The 17402-nt window shown below is 64.5% G+C and carries 19 protein-coding genes, 1 tRNA gene and 1 pseudogene; 3 read left to right on the top strand and 18 right to left on the bottom strand.

Translation table 11 applies throughout. From position 1 onward, the window contains the following. Nucleotides 1-7 precede the first annotated feature (7 nt). Nucleotides 8-577: a LemA family protein gene (locus N8I74_RS16430; RefSeq protein WP_263124212.1), complete on the bottom strand. Its 570-nt coding sequence runs from the start codon at nucleotides 575-577 to the stop codon at nucleotides 8-10. Between the two features lie 275 nt (nucleotides 578-852). Beyond that, complete coding sequence (locus tag N8I74_RS16425; RefSeq protein WP_263124211.1) at nucleotides 853-1134, bottom strand: hypothetical protein; 282 nt, start codon at nucleotides 1132-1134, stop codon at nucleotides 853-855. Nucleotides 1135-1448: 314 nt separating this feature from the next. Between N8I74_RS16425 and N8I74_RS16420 the strand changes: the two genes are divergently transcribed. Further along, nucleotides 1449-1898, top strand: a complete 450-nt coding sequence (locus N8I74_RS16420) for an avidin/streptavidin family protein (protein ID WP_263124210.1) — start codon at nucleotides 1449-1451, stop codon at nucleotides 1896-1898. A gap of 223 nt (nucleotides 1899-2121) precedes the next feature. Here N8I74_RS16420 and N8I74_RS16415 read toward each other — a convergent pair whose 3' ends face one another. The 4 genes from N8I74_RS16415 to N8I74_RS16400 form a co-directional block, all read right to left on the bottom strand. Continuing rightward, entirely contained in the window at nucleotides 2122-2685 is a 564-nt protein-coding gene (locus N8I74_RS16415; RefSeq protein WP_263124209.1) for an HD domain-containing protein, read from the bottom strand. A 124-nt stretch (nucleotides 2686-2809) separates the two neighbouring features. Continuing rightward, entirely contained in the window at nucleotides 2810-3373 is a 564-nt protein-coding gene (locus N8I74_RS16410; protein WP_263124208.1) for a GNAT family N-acetyltransferase, read from the bottom strand. 515 nt (nucleotides 3374-3888) lie between these two features. After that, a tRNA-Thr gene (locus N8I74_RS16405) sits at nucleotides 3889-3964 on the bottom strand. A gap of 50 nt (nucleotides 3965-4014) precedes the next feature. Continuing rightward, on the bottom strand, nucleotides 4015-4326 hold the full coding sequence (locus N8I74_RS16400) for a DUF2322 family protein (RefSeq protein WP_263124207.1): 312 nt from the start codon (nucleotides 4324-4326) through the stop codon (nucleotides 4015-4017). Between the two features lie 109 nt (nucleotides 4327-4435). On the opposite strand from N8I74_RS16400, the gene N8I74_RS16395 reads away from it, so the two are divergent. Beyond that, on the top strand, nucleotides 4436-4942 hold the full coding sequence (locus tag N8I74_RS16395) for an EF-hand domain-containing protein (protein WP_263124206.1): 507 nt from the start codon (nucleotides 4436-4438) through the stop codon (nucleotides 4940-4942). 13 nt (nucleotides 4943-4955) lie between these two features. Here N8I74_RS16395 and N8I74_RS16390 read toward each other — a convergent pair whose 3' ends face one another. The 12 genes from N8I74_RS16390 to N8I74_RS16335 all read right to left on the bottom strand — a co-directional run bounded on the left by N8I74_RS16390 (nucleotide 4956) and on the right by N8I74_RS16335 (nucleotide 14924). Beyond that, nucleotides 4956-5939, bottom strand: a complete 984-nt coding sequence (locus N8I74_RS16390) for an HD-GYP domain-containing protein (RefSeq protein ID WP_263124204.1) — start codon at nucleotides 5937-5939, stop codon at nucleotides 4956-4958. Nucleotides 5940-6116: 177 nt separating this feature from the next. Then, entirely contained in the window at nucleotides 6117-6311 is a 195-nt protein-coding gene (iscX, locus tag N8I74_RS16385) for a Fe-S cluster assembly protein IscX (protein WP_263124203.1), read from the bottom strand. Next, nucleotides 6308-6790, bottom strand: a complete 483-nt coding sequence (locus N8I74_RS16380; RefSeq protein ID WP_263124202.1) for a YbaK/EbsC family protein — start codon at nucleotides 6788-6790, stop codon at nucleotides 6308-6310. The genes iscX and N8I74_RS16380 overlap by 4 nt, the downstream gene beginning before the upstream one ends. Next, entirely contained in the window at nucleotides 6790-7128 is a 339-nt protein-coding gene (gene fdx, locus N8I74_RS16375; protein WP_263124201.1) for an ISC system 2Fe-2S type ferredoxin, read from the bottom strand. The genes N8I74_RS16380 and fdx overlap by 1 nt, the downstream gene beginning before the upstream one ends. A 15-nt stretch (nucleotides 7129-7143) precedes the next feature. After that, entirely contained in the window at nucleotides 7144-9000 is a 1857-nt protein-coding gene (gene hscA, locus N8I74_RS16370) for a Fe-S protein assembly chaperone HscA (RefSeq protein WP_263124200.1), read from the bottom strand. Nucleotides 9001-9076: 76 nt separating this feature from the next. Next, nucleotides 9077-9607 (bottom strand): Fe-S protein assembly co-chaperone HscB, encoded by a 531-nt coding sequence (gene hscB, locus N8I74_RS16365; protein WP_263124198.1) that lies wholly within the window; start codon nucleotides 9605-9607, stop codon nucleotides 9077-9079. A gap of 75 nt (nucleotides 9608-9682) precedes the next feature. Then, nucleotides 9683-10006, bottom strand: coding sequence for an iron-sulfur cluster assembly protein IscA (gene iscA / locus N8I74_RS16360; RefSeq protein ID WP_263124197.1), 324 nt, complete (start codon nucleotides 10004-10006; stop codon nucleotides 9683-9685). Nucleotides 10007-10093: 87 nt separating this feature from the next. Beyond that, nucleotides 10094-10474 (bottom strand): Fe-S cluster assembly scaffold IscU, encoded by a 381-nt coding sequence (iscU, locus tag N8I74_RS16355; RefSeq protein ID WP_263124195.1) that lies wholly within the window; start codon nucleotides 10472-10474, stop codon nucleotides 10094-10096. 131 nt (nucleotides 10475-10605) lie between these two features. Beyond that, the gene (locus N8I74_RS16350; protein ID WP_263124194.1) at nucleotides 10606-11814 is read right to left on the bottom strand and encodes an IscS subfamily cysteine desulfurase; all 1209 of its coding nucleotides are present in this window, start codon (nucleotides 11812-11814) and stop codon (nucleotides 10606-10608) included. A gap of 32 nt (nucleotides 11815-11846) precedes the next feature. Further along, nucleotides 11847-12341: a Fe-S cluster assembly transcriptional regulator IscR gene (gene iscR / locus N8I74_RS16345; RefSeq protein WP_263124193.1), complete on the bottom strand. Its 495-nt coding sequence runs from the start codon at nucleotides 12339-12341 to the stop codon at nucleotides 11847-11849. Between the two features lie 107 nt (nucleotides 12342-12448). Further along, the gene (cysE, locus tag N8I74_RS16340; RefSeq protein ID WP_263124192.1) at nucleotides 12449-13207 is read right to left on the bottom strand and encodes a serine O-acetyltransferase; all 759 of its coding nucleotides are present in this window, start codon (nucleotides 13205-13207) and stop codon (nucleotides 12449-12451) included. 82 nt (nucleotides 13208-13289) lie between these two features. Continuing rightward, nucleotides 13290-14924, bottom strand: a complete 1635-nt coding sequence (locus N8I74_RS16335; protein ID WP_333783008.1) for an alpha-amylase family glycosyl hydrolase — start codon at nucleotides 14922-14924, stop codon at nucleotides 13290-13292. Nucleotides 14925-15239: 315 nt separating this feature from the next. On the opposite strand from N8I74_RS16335, the pseudogene glgB reads away from it, so the two are divergent. Then, a pseudogene (gene glgB / locus N8I74_RS16330) lies at nucleotides 15240-17399 on the top strand (1,4-alpha-glucan branching protein GlgB); the annotation flags it as partial. Between the last annotated feature and the right edge of the window lie 3 nt (nucleotides 17400-17402).

Below are 17402 nucleotides of genomic sequence, written 5' to 3'. Positions count from 1 at the left end.
CGCCGTTTCAACCCTGGAACAGCTGCTTCACGTCCACGTCGCTCTTTTCCGCTTCCTTGAAATGCAGCGGGCGGGCGGCGCCGAAGTTGAACCCATGCGCGATCAACGCATCGGGAAACTGCTCGATGCGCACGTTGTTGAGGTTGACCGCATCGTTATAGGTTTCGCGCCGGTCGGCAATCGCATCCTCCAGTTCGGTGATGCGTGCCAGCAGATGACGGAAATGCTCGTTGGCCGACAGCTCCGGATAGGCCTCGACGGTGGCGAACAGCTGACCAAGGCCGGCGCGCAGCGCGGTCTCGGCCCCGCCCAGCGCCGGGATGTCGCGTGCTTCCCGCGCGCTTGCCACCTCGGCACGGGCGCGCATCACCCGTTCCAGCGTTTCCGATTCGAAGCGCATGTATTGCCGGCAGGCTTCCACCAGCTTGGGCAATTCATCGTGCCGCTGTTTCATCAGCACGTCGATATTGGACCAGGCCCGAGCCACGCCATGCTTGAGCGCAACCAGATTGTTGTAGAGCGAAATGAAATAGAGCGCGATGACCGCGATCAGTGCAAGGAAAATCACAAGCGCCATGGTTTACCCCTCCCTGTGCATCCATCATATCGCGCGTTGTCCCCTACCGGGTAAGCCCGATGCGGTCGGCCTGCCAATGCCGGCCTCGCACCTGTGCGGTGTCGCGTGCTGGTGGCCGGTGGCGCCCGCGTGCAGCAAAAGCGCCTGATCCGGTGCAAAAACAAAAGGCCCCCAATGGCGGGGGCCTGCAGTAGACGACTGGTCTTGGTCTTCTTATATGGGGAGGCCGGTGCAGCGATGCGACTGCAACCGCAGCATCGGTATCAAGCCGGCGCTCAGGCTTCGTCTTCCTCGCGCCACAGTGGCGTTCTGCACTGGTTGCACACAATCCGGCGTCGATAGTCACCGACGCGGCTCAGACCCACATCCAGCAATTCATCGCAACCGCACTTGTAGCAGCAGGCGGCGCCGTTGCGCCGTGCCCAGGGGTGGCGGGACGAATATTGCTTCAGAAAAGGCAACCCCTGCCAATACCGATGCTGCTGTGCAAGCCGGTCCATGCCGTGCAGGAAACCGGTGATGGAGCAAAGGGCGATAAAAACATAAAACCAGCTCATGAGATTCCCCCGGTCGAGAATTGGTATGGCTAAACGCCGTGTTGAAAGCATGAGTGGCGTTTGTGAGCTTGATTATGTACGTTTCTTTTCGAAATTTGCATACCGTCTGCCTTATTGTGCCGACAGTCGGAAGTTGCTTTCTTGATTGGAAATAAAAAAATGGGAATCGCGGAATTCCGGTGTTATGCCATCCATCTTCTTGATTGCTGATTGATGACAAAGCTGATGCGCACTGAACTACGCTCGGGAAGCGTGCTTTCTCAGGCTCGCAAAAATTCGAACGTAATCAGTAAGTTTCTATTGGAGACGCAATCATGAAAGTCGCACGGAGCTTGATTGGCATCGGCTTTGGGCTGCTTGCGCTGTTGCCCGGAATCGGGGGGGCGGCTGAAGCGGATGATTCGGTACGCAGCCTCTCGGCCTGGACCAATCAACGTGGTTCGACCCTGTATATCGACAATGTCAGCGCGTCGGGGCAGCTGACCGGCACCTATATCAACCGGGCCGCAGGCTTTGGTTGCCAGAATACGCCATACCCGGTCACTGGTTGGGTATTGGGCAATGCCATCACCTTTACCGTACTCTGGCGCAACGCGGTGCAATCGTGCAATTCGATTACGGCTTGGACCGGTTTTTATTACCAGGGCAGGATCACTACGCTCTGGCAATTGGTCAGCAACGGCACGACCAGTCCAGGGCAGATCCAACAGGGGCAGGATGTATTCACCCGTTCGGGCAAAGCGGAAGCCGAAACGCAGAAGTAGCACTGCTGCCACGGTTGCCGCTGCCAACGATGCGGCAGCGGCGCGGTTTGATGGCATGACGTGGCACCGGGCGATCGGGATGGCATGCTCGGATCACCCCGAGCACTGCCACCAGGCCCAGCCCTGGCATCGGCGCCCGGGCCGCGATGATTCCCAATCTGATCAGCGACGCAGGTGGACCGGCACTGGGTCGCACCTTATCCGCGGCTTCGGACGCGATGCCTCAGCAACCTGGACCTGCTGCAAGGCGCTGCAACGCATGGATCAGGTTTTTCCTGGCCTGTGCCGCGAAGGCCGCCTGCAAGTGGGGCGTGTGGTAGAGCGGATCGCGGGCAAGGAAGTGCGCCAGGATGGCACGGCGCCCGCGGCGGAACAGCGATCCAGGCACCCAACCATACTCCGCGCGGACCTGCGCCTCGTATTGCTCAAAGCGCGCCGGTGGCGCACCCAGGATGGCAAGATCGATATCGACCAGCAACTGCGCGTCGCGGCCTTGCGGCAGGAGGGTGTGCCGGGTGGCCAGCACAAGCCGGCTGATGCGTTCGATACGCGCAGGCGCGGCGCCGGCGAGGCCGAGCGATGATGCGACCCAGGCGCTGCTGCACGCTTCGTTGTCGCCAGCTGTCGCGGCGTAGACGGCATCGTGGAACCACAACGCCATTTCCACTTCCGCCGGCTGCTCCGCCAGCGCGGCATGGCGCGACAGTAGCGCCAAGCATTCCGACAGATGCTGCAAGGTATGGTACTGGCGCTGTGGCGCCTGATAGGCGGCAAGCAACTGCGTCATCAACACCGTCCCATCGCCTGACAAACCGAGCGCTGTCCAGCACCGATGCCACGACGCCGACAGTAGCGCGGTCTGGGCGGCCATGTCGCCAACGTCGGGCCAAGTGTCGCCGGTCGGCGCCTGATCAGACATCCGATGCCGCGGTGGCATGGGGGCCGCCAGGCTGCGCGTCCTGGCCGGCGGTTTCCCAATCGGTCCGCGACAGCTGATAGATCAGGCATTCGTCCAACCCCAGCTGCCTGCGCTCGACGTACTTGAAGCCCAGGCGTTCGTAGAAACGGTGCGACGCGGTATTGCTTGCAAGCGGGTCGATCAGCACTGCGGTCACCTGCGGGGCGGCGAAGCAGCGCTGCAGTGCCAGCTGCATCATGCGGGTGCCGTGGCCTTGCCCCAGGTAGGCGGCCTCGCCGATCCAGATATCCACCGCGCGCAGGTTGGCCGGCACCGTCCCCCAGTAATGGCTTGCCTCCTGCGCCGGGTCGATGATCTGGATGAAGCCGATCGGCACGCCGCCCACCTCGGCGATCCATTGTTCGCGCCACGGCGGGCTGCGTTGCAACTCGGTTTCCCAGCCCCAATCGTCGTGCGGGTCGGAGGCAATCACCTGCGGCGCTTCGTCCCAGCGCCGCAGCAGTGCCAGATCGACCAGGGTGGCAGGTCTCAGGGTGACAGTGCTGGAAGGCGGCATATCAGTCCTTGTCCGGCGATGGTTGGTTGATGCATGCAACCCACGCAGCCCCGCTGTACAGTCCGAGGGGACGGAGGCCGGCTCCTTTGCCGACGCATGGGTCGGGCGCGGGGCGCCGACAGCCTGTTGGTACTACCATCTGCGCACGCCGACGCCTTTCCAGCGGTGGCAATTGGATGGGCAGGGTGGGGCGGGGTTACAGGGTCCGTGAATGGACATGACGCGATGGGCGATGGTTCTGGGCGTCATGGTCCAGACTGCTCCATGGAGGGCCCGGCACGGCCAGCAGCCTGTGATGGACGTCGAATCGGAAGGACGGTACAACTCGACGGCGCCTGCCCGATGCGGGCCTGTCTGCGCCGATGAGGAGGACGCTGTGCTGCCACCATAGCGGTGCCGGCGTCGTGCCGTAGGGGGGATGGGTGTTGCGGGCCGGCCGGTTGCCCGATGGGGCAGTTGTCCGGCATGGCCTGCCAAAAGCAAACGCGGGTTCCAGATGGAACCCGCGTCTTGATTGGTGCCGGCGGCAGGAATCGAACTCGCGACCCCCTGATTACAAGTCAGGTGCTCTACCAACTGAGCTACACCGGCGAAGGTCGCGATTGTACTGGAGCACGGCAGGGGGGACAACCGTCTTGTCACTAAGCAAGGATCAGGCGCACGGCCAATGGCTGGCCGTTCTCGCGCAAGGCGATGAGGCGGTCGATATTGGGGTGCTTGCCCGGATGGGCAGCGGCGTCGGCGGTGTGCTCGGCATACAGGCGCAGCCCGCGGTCGGCTGCAACGCTGTCGATGGCGCCGAAATCCTGGTACAGCGCGTGGTACACCCCCAGGCTGCCGGCCTGGCCGGGCTTGTTTTCGATGCGGGCGACTACGGCATCGCCCTCCAGCAGTTCGAGCGCGCTCAGATGGTCGACCGGGGGCAGGCTGGCAAGGTTGTCGGCGAAATTCATGGCATTCCTTTTGGAAACGTGGGAGGGGCCGCTGTCAACCGGTGGCGTGAGGGCGCGTTATCGGGCAGGTCGGCGCAGCGCCGGCATTTTGCTACGAAGGAGCGCAACAATGAAACGGTGGATCATGGTGTTGGCGGCAGCGGGCCTGGCAGCAGGGGTTGCGGTGGCGAACGAGCCGGACCGGGCGGGCAGGCATGCGGTGCACGACCTGTCGCGCGAGCAGTTCGTTGCGGCGGCGCAGGCGCGTTTCGACCGGCTTGACGCCAATCATGACGGCGTGGTGACCCAGGCCGAGCGTGCGTCGGTGCGCGAACTGAGGCGGGCGAAGTTCCAGGCCGTGCAGGGCGACGTGAACATGGCGCAGTATCTCGACAAGGCCAAGGCGCGGTTCGAGAAGCTCGACAGCGATCGCAATGGCGTGCTGACCAGCGCGGAGCGCGAGGCACATCGACCGATGCGCCACCATCGGCATCATCATGCGCATTGGCCGCAAGGCGACGTGACGCGTGCCGAGTTCACCCGGCAGGTGCAGGCCCGCTTCGAAGCGCTGGATCAGGACAGGAACGGCACCGTGACGCGGGATGAATTCCGCGCGCAGCACCGCCGGCCGGTCTGAGCGGGGTCGCGTGTTATGGACGGTCGAGCTGGGCGCCGACCGCCTCTTCCCCCCAGACCTCGATCAGCCGGAAGAAGCGCCCTACCTTCTGCGCATCGAGCACCCCGGTGACCATGTAGTCCTCCTGGCGCGTGTCGCGTTCCACGCGCTGCACCAGCTGGCGGCCCTGCGCATCGAACAGCGCGGTGACCAACGGCGTGCTTTCGATGGTGCCCGGGCGCTTGACCACGCCGATCTCGCCATTGAGCAATTGCACCACGGCGCCGGGGGGATAGATGCCCAGGGTCTGGGTGAGCAGCCATCCCAGCTTGGTGTCCAGGTCGCCGGACAGCGTCTGCTGCAAGGCGCTGTCCGGCCGCTGCGCGTTGCGCCAGGCATTCTGCGTGAGCAACGCGCAGTAGCGGTCGGCCAGGCCAAGCAGGCGCGCTTCGAAGCGGATGCTGTCGCCTTTGAGGCGATTGGGGTAGCCGTTGCCGTCGGGGATCTCGTGGTGCTGCAGCACGCAGTCGAGCCACAGGGTGTCGGCCACGCCGAGCTGGCGCAGTTGATCGCGCCCGTGCTGTGGGTGCTGCTGGATATGCTGACGCTGCTCCGCGGTCGGCGTGGCATCCTGCTTGGCCAACTGATCCTGCAGCTGGATCATGCCCACGTTCATCGACAGCGCGGCCGCCACCACCGAACGGCGGTCGGTGGCGGGATGGCCCAGCCTGCGCAATGCGAGTTCACTGACGATGGCCACATCCGCCGCATGCCGGACCGCGTAGGGCTCTTCCTGGCACAGCAGCGTCATGGCGATGGCAAGATCGGGATGGCGGTCGCAGGCGTTCTGCACCTGCTCCACCAGCTGACCCATCCGTTCCACGAACCCCGTTGCGCTGTCTTCGTCCAGCGTCGCCGCCAGCGCGGCGGCAAGCCCGGCCCTGACCTGGCGTACCAGCCGGCCGGCGGTCGGAGCGTCGGCTTCCTCAGAAGGCGGGGGAGGGGTGTTGGGCGACATCTTGCAGGGCGGTGGCGGTCATCCATGACGTTATGCAACAGATAGCCAGGACGGTCAAATCGGTCGCGCGTGTATTTATTGGCATGGATTGCCGGGCGGGTTGAAGGCACCGCAGCGTCGCCGGTCCAGGGGGCGCCGCCGATACCGCATGGCGGGAGACCGCGGCAGCACGCTCAATCAATCGGCTTCGTCGATCCACGCGCTCTGGATGGCTTCCAGGATCTTCTCGCCGCTGCGCTTGGGGTCGTCGTCGAACCCGGGCAGCGCCATCACCCAGTTGCGCAGGTCGACGAAGTTGACGCGCAACGGGTCCACATCGGGATGCCGCTCGGTGAGTTCGATCGCGATCTCACGGCTGTCGGTCCATTTCACTCTGAATGCTCCTTTATCTTGCCGGGCTGGCCGCCGGTCAGCGTCAGCAATTGAGCCGGCGTGAGTTTGAACACGCTGTGCGGTGTGCCGGCGGCCGCCCAGATCTCGCTGAATTGCAGCAGGTCCTCGTCGATCAACGTGATCGGCGCATGCATGTGCGCCACCGGCGCCACGCCGCCGATGACAAAGCCTGTCCTGACGCGCACGAAGTCGGCGTCGGCACGGCCGATCCGCTCGCCCACGTACTGCGCCGCGGTCTTTTCACAGACCCGATTGACCCCGCTGGCAATGACCAGCACGTGCCGCCCGCTCTCCTTGGCGCGCAGGATCACCGATTTGGCGATCTGTGCCACGTCGCAGCCGATGGCGGCCGCTGCCTCGGCGGCAGTGCGCGTGGCCACATCGAAGGTCACGATCTGCGCCGGTATGTCGGCTGCGGCGAGCGCAGCGGCGACGCGGGCCTGTGGTCCGCTGTCCATCAGTGGTTTTCGCGGGCGTGATTGATGGTGTACTTGGGGATTTCGACCACCAGCTCGTCGTCGGCGACGAGGGCCTGGCACGATAGGCGCGATACCGAGGTGAGCCCCCATGCCTTGTCGAGCAGGTCTTCCTCCTCCTCCTCGGCGGGCGCCAGGCTGTCGAAGCCCTGGCGCACGACGACATGGCACGTGGTGCAAGCACACGACTGCTCGCATGCGTGCTCGATGAAGATGTCGTTATAGAGCAGGGCGTTGCAGATCGACGTGCCGGGCTCGACGTCCAGCTCCTTGCCTTCGGGGCACAGTTCGGGGTGCGGCAGTACCACTATCTTGGTCATGGTTGCAATCCTGGGTCAAAGCTCATCGATCTTGTGTCCGGCCAGGCCCTGGCGCACTGCGTGGTCCATCCGGCGGGCGGCGAAATCCTGGGTGGCGAGGTTGAGCGCTTCGGTCCGCGCATGGATCGCGTCGGCATCCGTGCCGGCAAGCGCGTCGCGCAGGGTGGCGAGTGCCTCGTCGATGGCGGTGCGCTCGTCGGCGGCGAGCAGACCGCCATCGCTTGCGAGGGCGCTGACGGTGGCGTCCAGCAATGCCTGGGCCTCGACACGCGCCTCGGCCAGCTTGCGCGCCGCCATGTCGTCGCCTGCATGCTGCAGCGAATCGCTGAGCATCCGGGCGATCTCGTCGTCGGACAGCCCGTAGCTCGGCTTCACCACCACGCTGGCTTCGACGCCGCTGCTTTGTTCACGCGCCGAGACCGACAGCAGTCCATCCGCATCCACCTGGAAGGTGACACGGATACGCGCCGCCCCCGCCACCATGGGCGGAATGCCGCGCAGTTCGAAGCGCGCAAGGCTGCGGCAATCGCTGACCAGCTCGCGCTCGCCCTGCAGCACGTGGATCGCCATCGCGGTCTGGCCGTCCTTGAAGGTGGTGAATTCCTGGGCACGGGCGGTCGGGATGGTGCTGTTGCGCGGGATGATCTTCTCGACAAGGCCACCCATGGTCTCCAGGCCCAGCGACAACGGGATCACATCCAGCAGCAGCCACTCGTCGTCACCCTTGTTGCCGGCGAGCACATTGGCCTGCATCGCGGCACCCAAGGCCACCACTTTGTCCGGATCGAGGTTGGTCAGCGGCGGTTGGCCGAAGAGCTCGGCCACCGCGCGGCGCACGTGCGGCATCCGCGTCGCCCCGCCGACCAGCACCACCCCCTTGATGCCCGCCGGGTTGAGGCGCGCATCGCGCAAGGCACGTCGCACCGGCAGCAGTGTCTTGTCGACCAGATGCGCAGTGATGGCCTGGAAGGTCTCGGCGGTCAGCGTCAGGTCGAGCAGCGTACCGTCGGAAAGCTGGGCGGTGACCTGCGTCTCGGCGTGCTCGGTCAGCGCCTCCTTGGCCTGACGGGCACGGGTAAGCAGCATGCGTGCGTCGCGCTCGCCCAGGTTGCGCAGGTCGGCCTGTTCGAGCAGCCAGCAATACAACCGGTGATCGAAGTCGTCGCCGCCCAGCTGCGAATCCCCGGAGGTGGCGCGTACCTCGAACACGCCGCGCGTCAATTCCAGGATCGACACGTCGAAAGTACCGCCGCCCAGGTCGTAGATCGCGTAGGTGCCTTCGGCCGCGTTGTCGAGGCCATAGGCGATGGCGGCCGCGGTGGGTTCGTTCAGCAGACGCAGCACGTTGAGTCCGGCCAGCGTGGCCGCATCCTTGGTGGCCTGACGCTGCGCATCGTCGAAGTAGGCCGGGACGGTGACCACGGCACCGACGAGTTCGCCGCCCAGGGTCTGCTCGGCCCGGATCCGCAGTGCCCGCAGGATGTCGGCGGACACCTCGACCGGGCTTTTGACGCCGGCGGCGGTGACAAGCTTGAGCATGCCTGGCTCATCGACGAAGCGATATGGCGTGGCGGCATCGGCCACATCCCGCAGCCCGCGACCCATGAAGCGCTTGACCGAGACCACGGTGTTGGCCGGATCCTGGTTCTGGCGCGCCTGTGCGGCGTGGCCCACCGTCACCATGCCGTCGGCGGCATAGTGCACCACCGAGGGCAACAGTTCACGCCCGGCGGCATCGGGCAGGCAGACCGCGCTGGCGCTGCGTACGGTGGCGATCAGCGAATTGGTGGTGCCAAGATCGATGCCGACCGCCAGTCGGTGCTGGTGGGGCACGGCGCTCAGGCCGGGTTCGGAGATTTGCAGTAAGGCCATGTTTTTCGAGGGCTACGGCGCGGCTGGGCGGCCAGCACGCAGGTTGGTCGGATTGCCGCAGGCGGATGCTGCCGTCTCAGAACAGGAGTGCCTCGATGGCATCGCCGATGTCCTGATCGAGTTTCTCCAGGAAGCGCAGCTTGCGCACGCTGACGGCTGCCTGCTCCAATGCATTGTGGTCCAGCTGGTCGCCCAGCAGTGCTTCCTGCGCGCCGATCTCCTCGCGCAGGGCGCCCGCGAGCGCTTCCAGTTGCGCCACGTTGCGGCTTGCCTTGGCCTCGGCGATGTCCTCGCGCCATTGCATCTGCGCCATCAGGAAATCCACCGGCATTGCGGTATTGGTTTCCTCCTGCGTCGCGACTCCCGCACGTTCGAGCAGATAGCGGGCGCGGGCCAGCGGCGAGCGCAGCACCTGGTAGGCTTCGTTGACGCGCGTGGCGATCTGCAACGCCAGCCGCTTTTCGGCATCGCTGCCGCTGGCGAAGCGGTCGGGGTGGTATTGCCCTTGCAGGGTGCGATAGCGTGCTTCCAGCGCGGGAAGGTCGAGCGCAAAACGTTCGGGCTGCGCAAACAGCGCGAAATGGGATTGGGAGAAATCGAAAGTCATCACGGCACGGAAAGGGCGACCGTCAAAAAGACAAAGGGGCGTCTTGCAGCCCCTCGTACGCGTGCTGCAGTGGCTTCAGACGTGGAAGCTCTCGCCGCAGCCGCACTCGTTCTTCACATTCGGGTTGTTGAACTTGAAGCCTTCGTTCAACCCTTCCTTGGCGTAGTCAAGCTCGGTGCCATCGATATACGGCAGCGATTTGGGATCGGTGAAGATCTTCACGCCGTGGCTCTCGAACACGAGGTCGGCCTCATTGGCCGTGTCGACGAATTCCAGCTTGTAGGCCATGCCGGAGCAACCCGCGGTCTTGACCGCCAGCCGCACGCCCAGGCCCTTGCCACGGCGGGCAAGGAAGCCGGCGACATGCTGGGCGGCGCGTTCGGAAAGGGAGAGTGCCATGTGCAGTTCCTATAAGGATGAGTTGCCGCTGGGCGGCGCCGTCGGGCCAGGGCGGCACTGCCAGCGCCGCCGGGCCGGTTGCCGGTCTCAGCCGTGTTTCTTGCGGTAGTCCGCGACCGCCGCCTTGATCGCATCCTCGGCAAGGATGGAGCAATGGATCTTCACCGGCGGCAGTGCCAGCTCCTCGGCGATCTCGGTGTTCTTGATCGACATCGCTTCATCGAGCGTCTTGCCCTTGACCCACTCGGTGATCAGCGACGACGAAGCGATCGCCGAGCCACAGCCGTAGGTCTTGAACTTGGCATCCTCGATCACGCCGTCGGGGCCGACCTTGATCTGCAGCTTCATCACGTCGCCACAGGCGGGGGCGCCGACCATGCCGGTGCCGACGGTCTCATCGCCTTTGTCGAACGAACCCACATTGCGAGGATGCTCGTAGTGGTCCAGGACTTTTTCGCTGTATGCCATGTTGTTTACTCCAATGAGGGGTGAGGTGTGAGGGGCGAGGTGCAACCCCGCTCCGTACTCGCCCATCCCGTATCCATTCGCTGGTGCGGGGTGCTTTGGGATCGGCCCCTCACACCTCACGCCTTCTCAAATCAATGCGCGGCCCACTCGATGGTGTTGAGGTCGATGCCATCCTTGAACATCTCCCACAACGGCGACAGCTCGCGCAGCTTGCCGATCTTGTCGTGGATCAGCCGGATGGCGAAGTCGATCTCCTCGACCGTGGTGAAGCGGCCGATGGTGAAGCGGATCGACGAGTGCGCCAGTTCGTCGGAACGCCCGAGCGCGCGCAGCACGTAGGACGGCTCCAGCGAAGCCGAGGTGCACGCCGAGCCGCTCGAGACCGCCAGCTCCTTCAAAGCCATGATCAGGCTCTCGCCTTCGACGAAATTGAAGCTCACGTTCAGGTTGTGCGGCACGCGCCGTTCCAGGTCGCCGTTCAGGTGCACCTCTTCGATGTCCGAGATGCCGGCCCACAGCCGGTCGCGCAGCATCCGGATGCGCTCAAGCTCGGTGCCCATCTCCTCGTGGGCGATGCGGTACGCCTCGCCCATGCCGACGATCTGATGCGTGGCGAGTGTGCCCGAACGGAAGCCCCGCTCATGTCCGCCGCCGTGCATCTGCGCCTCCAGCCGCACGCGCGGCTTGCGACGGATGTAGAGCGCACCGATGCCCTTGGGACCGTAGGTCTTGTGTGCCGACAGGCTCAGCAGGTCGACCTTGAGTGTGCTGAGATCGATCGCCACCTTGCCGGTCGCCTGCGCCGCATCCACGTGCAGCAAGATGCCCCTGGAACGGCACAGCTCGCCGATACCGGCGATGTCCTGGATCACGCCGATCTCATTGTTGACGTACATCACCGAGACCAGGATGGTATCCGGGCGCAATGCCGCTTCCAGTGCCTGTGGATCGATCAGACCGTTCTGCTGCACTTCCAGATAGGTGACCTCGAAGCCTTCGCGTTCCAATTCGCGCATGGTGTCGAGCACCGCCTTGTGCTCGGTCTTGACCGTGATAAGGTGCTTGCCCTTGTCGCGGTAGAAATGCGCGGCGCCCTTGAGCGCGAGGTTGTTCGACTCGGTGGCGCCTGAGGTCCACACGATTTCCTTCGGATCGCAGTTGAGCAGCGCGGCCACGTGGCCACGCGCTTCCTCCACTGCCGCTTCCGCATCCCAGCCATAGGCATGGGAGCGGCTCGCCGGGTTGCCGAACTGCTCGGTGAGCCACGGGATCATTTTCTGCGCCACGCGCGGATCGACCGGCGTGGTGGCGGAATAGTCCAGGTAGATCGGGGTCTTCATATCGCGGATTGCTCCAATATTGCGTGCCGGCGTCACAGCGTGGACGCCGTGCCTGTAAATTCGGCGGTCTTGTGCCGCTGGTCGAGCAGGACGCCGGCGCATTCTGCCTTGCGGCGCTGCTTCTCCTGCTGTTCCTCGACCAGCTGGGCCAGGGTGATGCCGGACAGGTAGTCGTAGATGGTCCGGTTCAGGCTGGCCCACAGGTCGTGCGTCATGCAGCGCCTGTCTTCCAGACAGTTTTCCTTGCCGCCGCACTGCGTGGCATCGAGCGGTTCATCGACTGCGCAGATGATGGCGGCGACGGTGATCTCGGCGGCGGGCCGGGCAAGGCAATAGCCCCCGCCGGGACCGCGCACGCTGTCCACCAGTTCACGGCGGCGCAGCTTGCCGAACAGCTGTTCCAGATAGGACAGCGAGATATGCTGGCGCTCGCTGATGCCGGCCAGCGTGACCGGGCCGTTGGCCTGGCGCAACGCGAGGTCAAGCATCGCGGTGACGGCAAAACGGCCTTTGGTGGTAAGACGCATGGCGGGTTCCCGGATCTGTCAGGTTCGGGCGGATCGTATAATAACCTAGTGTTTTAGTCAACTAAAAACCCGACTTGTTCAGTCGGGTTTTACCCGGCGCGCCGCCGTCAGTCGACAATCCGGTTGAGATACCCCGGGTCGAAGCGATCCGCGCAGGCCCGCTCCTGCTCACAGTCAAGGCCCAGCTGTTCGAGCTTTTCGAAGATCGCCTCGATGCGCTGATCGGTGGTGACCGAATGATCGAGCAGGCCATGTATGGCCTTGACCACGGGGTCGTTCATGTCGCTGGCGATGCCGTACGCGGAGAATCCGAGCTGCTCGGCCTTCTCCTCGCGTTCCTTGTCGCGGGTCTTGTCGACCATCCGTGCAAGGTTGGCCACCATGGTGGCGCCGGCCGGCACATCCTTGATCACCACCGCGTTCGGGCCGATCTTGGCGCCGTCGCCGATCTCGATCGGCCCGATCACCTTGGCGCCGGCGCCGACCACCACGCCGGTGCCCAGCGTGGGATGGCGCTGTCCGGGCTTGGAGGCCAGCCCCAGGCCACCCAGGGTGACGCCCTGATAGAGGGTGCAATCGTCGCCGATCACCGCCTGCTCGCCGATCACCGTACCCATGCCGTGGTCGATGAAGACACGCCGGCCGATGCGCGCGCCGGGGTGGATCTCGATGCCGGTCAGAAACCGCCCCAGGTGCGAGACGACGCGCGCCAGCCACTTGCAGTCGCGTTGCCACAGGCCGTGGGCGACGATATGCAGCGTCAGCGCGTGGAATCCGGGATAACAGGTGACCACTTCCCATACCGTGCGGGCAGCGGGATCGCGGTCGAAGACCACGCGGACGTTTTCACGCAAGCGTTCGAGCATGAGTGGCGGGCCGGTCGGGGAAGGACCCGCCATTTTAATCGACCTTGGAGGGCGTTGTAAGAACCAGTTTCAAGGTTGCCATTCAAGGCAGGGTCCAGTATCCGCCTCCCCACGGTGCCATATGCAGGATCTGATGCTCGATGTGCGCGCCGCTCAGCCCGTGGCCCGGCAGCGGCATGGCGTCCTTGAGCCGCCGCGGGCGCGACCAGCGCTGCGGGGCGCCGCTCAGGTTGAATGCCGCGCAGATGCGGGTCTTGCCAAGGGTGCGGATGAAGATCAGCAGCGGCGCCGGTGCACGCACGAATTCGATATCGCCTTCGATCAGCGCGGGCTGGGTGCGGCGCCAGGCCAGGAAGAGGCGCGTGAAGTTCAGGATGGAGTCGGGTGGGCCTTCCTGTACCTCGGCTGCGCGCGCCAGATGCGCCGGTGGTATCGGCAACCATGGGTGCCCGTTGGTGAAGCCCCCGGCACTCTCATCCTTGCGCCAGGGCATCGGCGTGCGGCAGCCGTCGCGGCCCTTGAAGTCCGGCCAGAATGCCTTGCCGTACGGGTCCTGCAGCAATTCGTAGGGGATATCGGCCTCGGGCAGACCCAGTTCCTCGCCCTGGTAAACACAGGCCGATCCGCGCAGCGAGGTCACCAGTGCCATCATCAGCTTGGGAAAGGCCGGGTCTTCGGTGTCCTTGCCCCAGCGTGTCAGCACCCGTGGGACGTCATGGTTGCCGATGGACCAGCAGACCCAGCCCGGTACCTCATAGCGGCGGAAGGCCCGCTCCATGTTCTGCACCTGGGTGGTGATGAATTCGGTGCCGAACTGCTCGGTCAGCAGCGTGAAGCTGTAGGCCTGGTGCAGCTTGTCGCCACCGCTGGTGTATTCGGCCAGGCGCCCCAGCGAGTCGTCGTCGCCGATCTCGCCTACGCTGGCTGCGCCGTAGCGGTCCAACAGCGTGCGCAGCGCGGCCAGGAATCGCAGGTTCTGCGGACGCGATTTGTCGTAGCGGTGTTGCTGCATGCCGTAGGGGTTCACCTTGGAGACGCTGGTGGTGTCCGGGCGTGTGCCTGCCGGCGGGTTGCTGCGCAGCTTCCGGTCGTGGAAGTGGTAGTTGCAGGCGTCGAAGCGAAAGCCGTCCACGCCGCGCTTGAGCCAGAACTCCACCGCGTCGAGCACCGCCGCCTGCACTTCGGGGTTGTGGAAGTTCAGATCAGGCTGGCTGGTGAGGAAGTTGTGCATGTAGAACTGGAGCCGCCGGCTGTCCCATTGCCAGGCGCTGCCGCCGAATACCGACAGCCAGTTGTTGGGCGGCGTGCCGTCCGGTTTCGGATCGGCCCAGATGTACCAGTCGGCCTTGGGGTTGTCGCGGCTGGCGCGCGATTCGACGAACCATGGGTGCAGATCCGAGGTATGCGAGAGCACCTGGTCGATGATGATGCGCAGTCCCAGCCGATGCGCCTCGGCGACCATGACGTCGAAATCCGCCAGCGTGCCGAAGAGCGGGTCGACGTCGCAGTAGTCGGAGACGTCGTAGCCGAAATCCTTCATCGGCGATTTGAAGAACGGCGAAATCCACACCGCGTCGACATTGAGCGATTTCAGATAAGGCAGCCGCTCGGTGATTCCCGGCAGGTCACCGACGCCGTCGCCATTGCTGTCCATGAAGCTGCGCGGGTAGATCTGGTATATCACCGCGCCGCGCCACCACTGGGTTTTTTTCACCATCGCACTCCTGAATTCGATGAATAAGCTTGTCGGCGCCCACCGCAAGATTCATGGAACCTGTAACCAATCAGAGACAAGCCTCTGATTCAGGAAAGAAAACCCATCCGCGTCGAAATTGCAAGCCATTGATTCTTAAACCATGCTTCCTTGATTCATGACGGCTCCTTCACCGGTATCAACAATGTGGCAGGGATGTTGCCTTGCAGCAACCATGCTGATGCTGGCAGGGTATATATAAATGATGGGGGTAGTCAGTCATGCCCCATTTCGAGTTCCTGGCCCCAATCCATGTCTTATTCCCTTTCTGCCCCCGAGATCGATGCGCTAATGCGCGCCAACCACGCCGACCCCTTTGCAGTGCTCGGCCTTCACGAGGCCGGCGGCAAGCTGGTGCTGCGCACGCTGCAGCCCGGCGCCACCGCCGTCACGGTCGTTGAAGCCAAGGGAGGGCGCCGGCTTGCCGAGCTGACGTGCATCGACGAACGTGGCTTCTTCGAGGGCGTGTTGCAGCGCCGCAAGCAGCGTTTTGCCTATCGGCTGGCCGTCACTTGGGATGGCAACGAGGTCGAGCTGGAGGACCCGTACCGATTCCCGCCGGTGCTGGGCGAGCAGGATGTATGGCTGTTGTCCGAAGGCACGCACCTGCGCCCCTACGAACGGCTCGGCGCGCACTGGCGCGAACTGGAGGGCGTCGGTGGCACGGCGTTCGCCGTGTGGGCGCCCAATGCCCGCCGTGTCTCTGTGGTCGGCGACTTCAACCAGTGGGACGGCCGTCGCCACGTGATGCGCCTGCGCCGCGAATGCGGCGTCTGGGAGATCTTCATCCCCAACCTGCCGCCCGGCCTGCACTACAAGTTCGAGATCGCCGACCGCCATGGCGCGGTCTATCAGAAGGCCGATCCGTATGCGTTCGCCGCTGAATTGCGCCCCGGCACCGCATCGCGCATCAATGGCATGCCTGAGTGGGTGCCGCCGTCCGAGATACGCCGTCGCGCCAACGCGTTCGATGCGCCGGTCTCGATCTACGAGGTGCACCTGGGGTCGTGGCGGCGCGTGCCCGAGGAGGGCAACCGCTGGCTGAGCTATCGCGAGCTGGCCGATACACTGGTGCCCTATGTCGTCGACATGGGCTTTACCCACCTGGAGCTGCTGCCGGTGAGCGAGCATCCGTTCGACGGCTCCTGGGGTTATCAACCGCTTGGACTCTACGCGCCGACCAGCCGCTTCGGTTCCCCGGACGATTTCCGCTACCTGGTGGAACGGGCGCACGCGGCCGGCATCGGCGTGCTGCTCGACTGGGTGCCGGGTCACTTCCCGAGCGACCCCTTCGGTCTTGCGTATTTCGATGGCTCGCACCTTTTCGAGCACTCCGACCCGCGCGAGGGGTTCCACCATGATTGGAACACCCTGATCTACAACTTCGGCCGCAACGAGGTGCGCAACTTCCTGATCGGCAACGCGTTGTACTGGATCGAACGCTACGGCGTGGACGGGCTGCGCGTCGACGCGGTGGCCTCGATGCTGTACCGCGACTACTCGCGCAAGGAAGGCGAGTGGGTCCCCAATGAGTTCGGCGGGCGCGAAAACCTAGAGGCCATCGACTTCCTGCGGCGGATGAACCATGTCGTGGGCACCGAGCGCCCCGGCGCGATCACGCTGGCCGAGGAGTCGACGGCCTTTCCCGGAGTGAGCCGGCCACCGGACATGGGCGGGCTCGGTTTCCACTACAAGTGGAACATGGGTTGGATGCACGACACGCTCAAGTACATGGGCCTGGATCCGGTGCATCGTCAATACCACCACGATCAGATGACCTTCGGCCTGATCTACGCCTTCACCGAGAATTTCGTGCTGCCGCTGTCGCACGACGAAGTGGTGCATGGCAAGGGCTCGCTGCTGGCACGCATGCCGGGTGACACCTGGCAGCAGTTTGCCAACCTGCGTGCCTACTATGGCTTCATGTGGGGCCACCCGGGCAAGAAGCTGCTGTTCATGGGCGGCGAATTCGCGCAGGGCCGCGAATGGCAGCACGACGACAGCCTGGACTGGCACCTGCTGCAACCCGAGCATGGCGGGCAATGGCACTGCGGCGTGCAGGCGCTGGTGCGCGACCTGAACCGGCTTTATCGAAGCGAACCTGCGCTCCATACCGTCGATTTCGAGGCACGGGGGTTCATGTGGCTGATCGGCGATGACCGGGAGAACTCGGTGTTCGCATTCGCCCGGCTTGCCGAGGGCACCGAGCCGGTGCTGCTGCTGAGCAACTTCACGCCGATCGTGCGGCATGGCTACCGGCTGGGCGTACCGCAGCCCGGCCGCTATCGCGTGCTGCTCAATACCGACGATGCGCGTTACGGCGGCAGCGGCTTCGGGATCGAGGCGCTGCAGAGCGAGCCGGTGCCCGCGCACGGCCAGGCGCATTCGGTGGTGCTGTCGCTGCCGCCGCTGGCCACGCTGTTCCTGAAGCGGGCGTGACCT

It is taken from the genome of Chitiniphilus purpureus (assembly GCF_025642115.1).
Lineage (GTDB): Bacteria > Pseudomonadota > Gammaproteobacteria > Burkholderiales > Chitinibacteraceae > Chitiniphilus > Chitiniphilus purpureus.
Note: the sequence above shows the minus strand (reverse complement) of the source record. Positions and strands in the feature narration are given on the sequence as shown.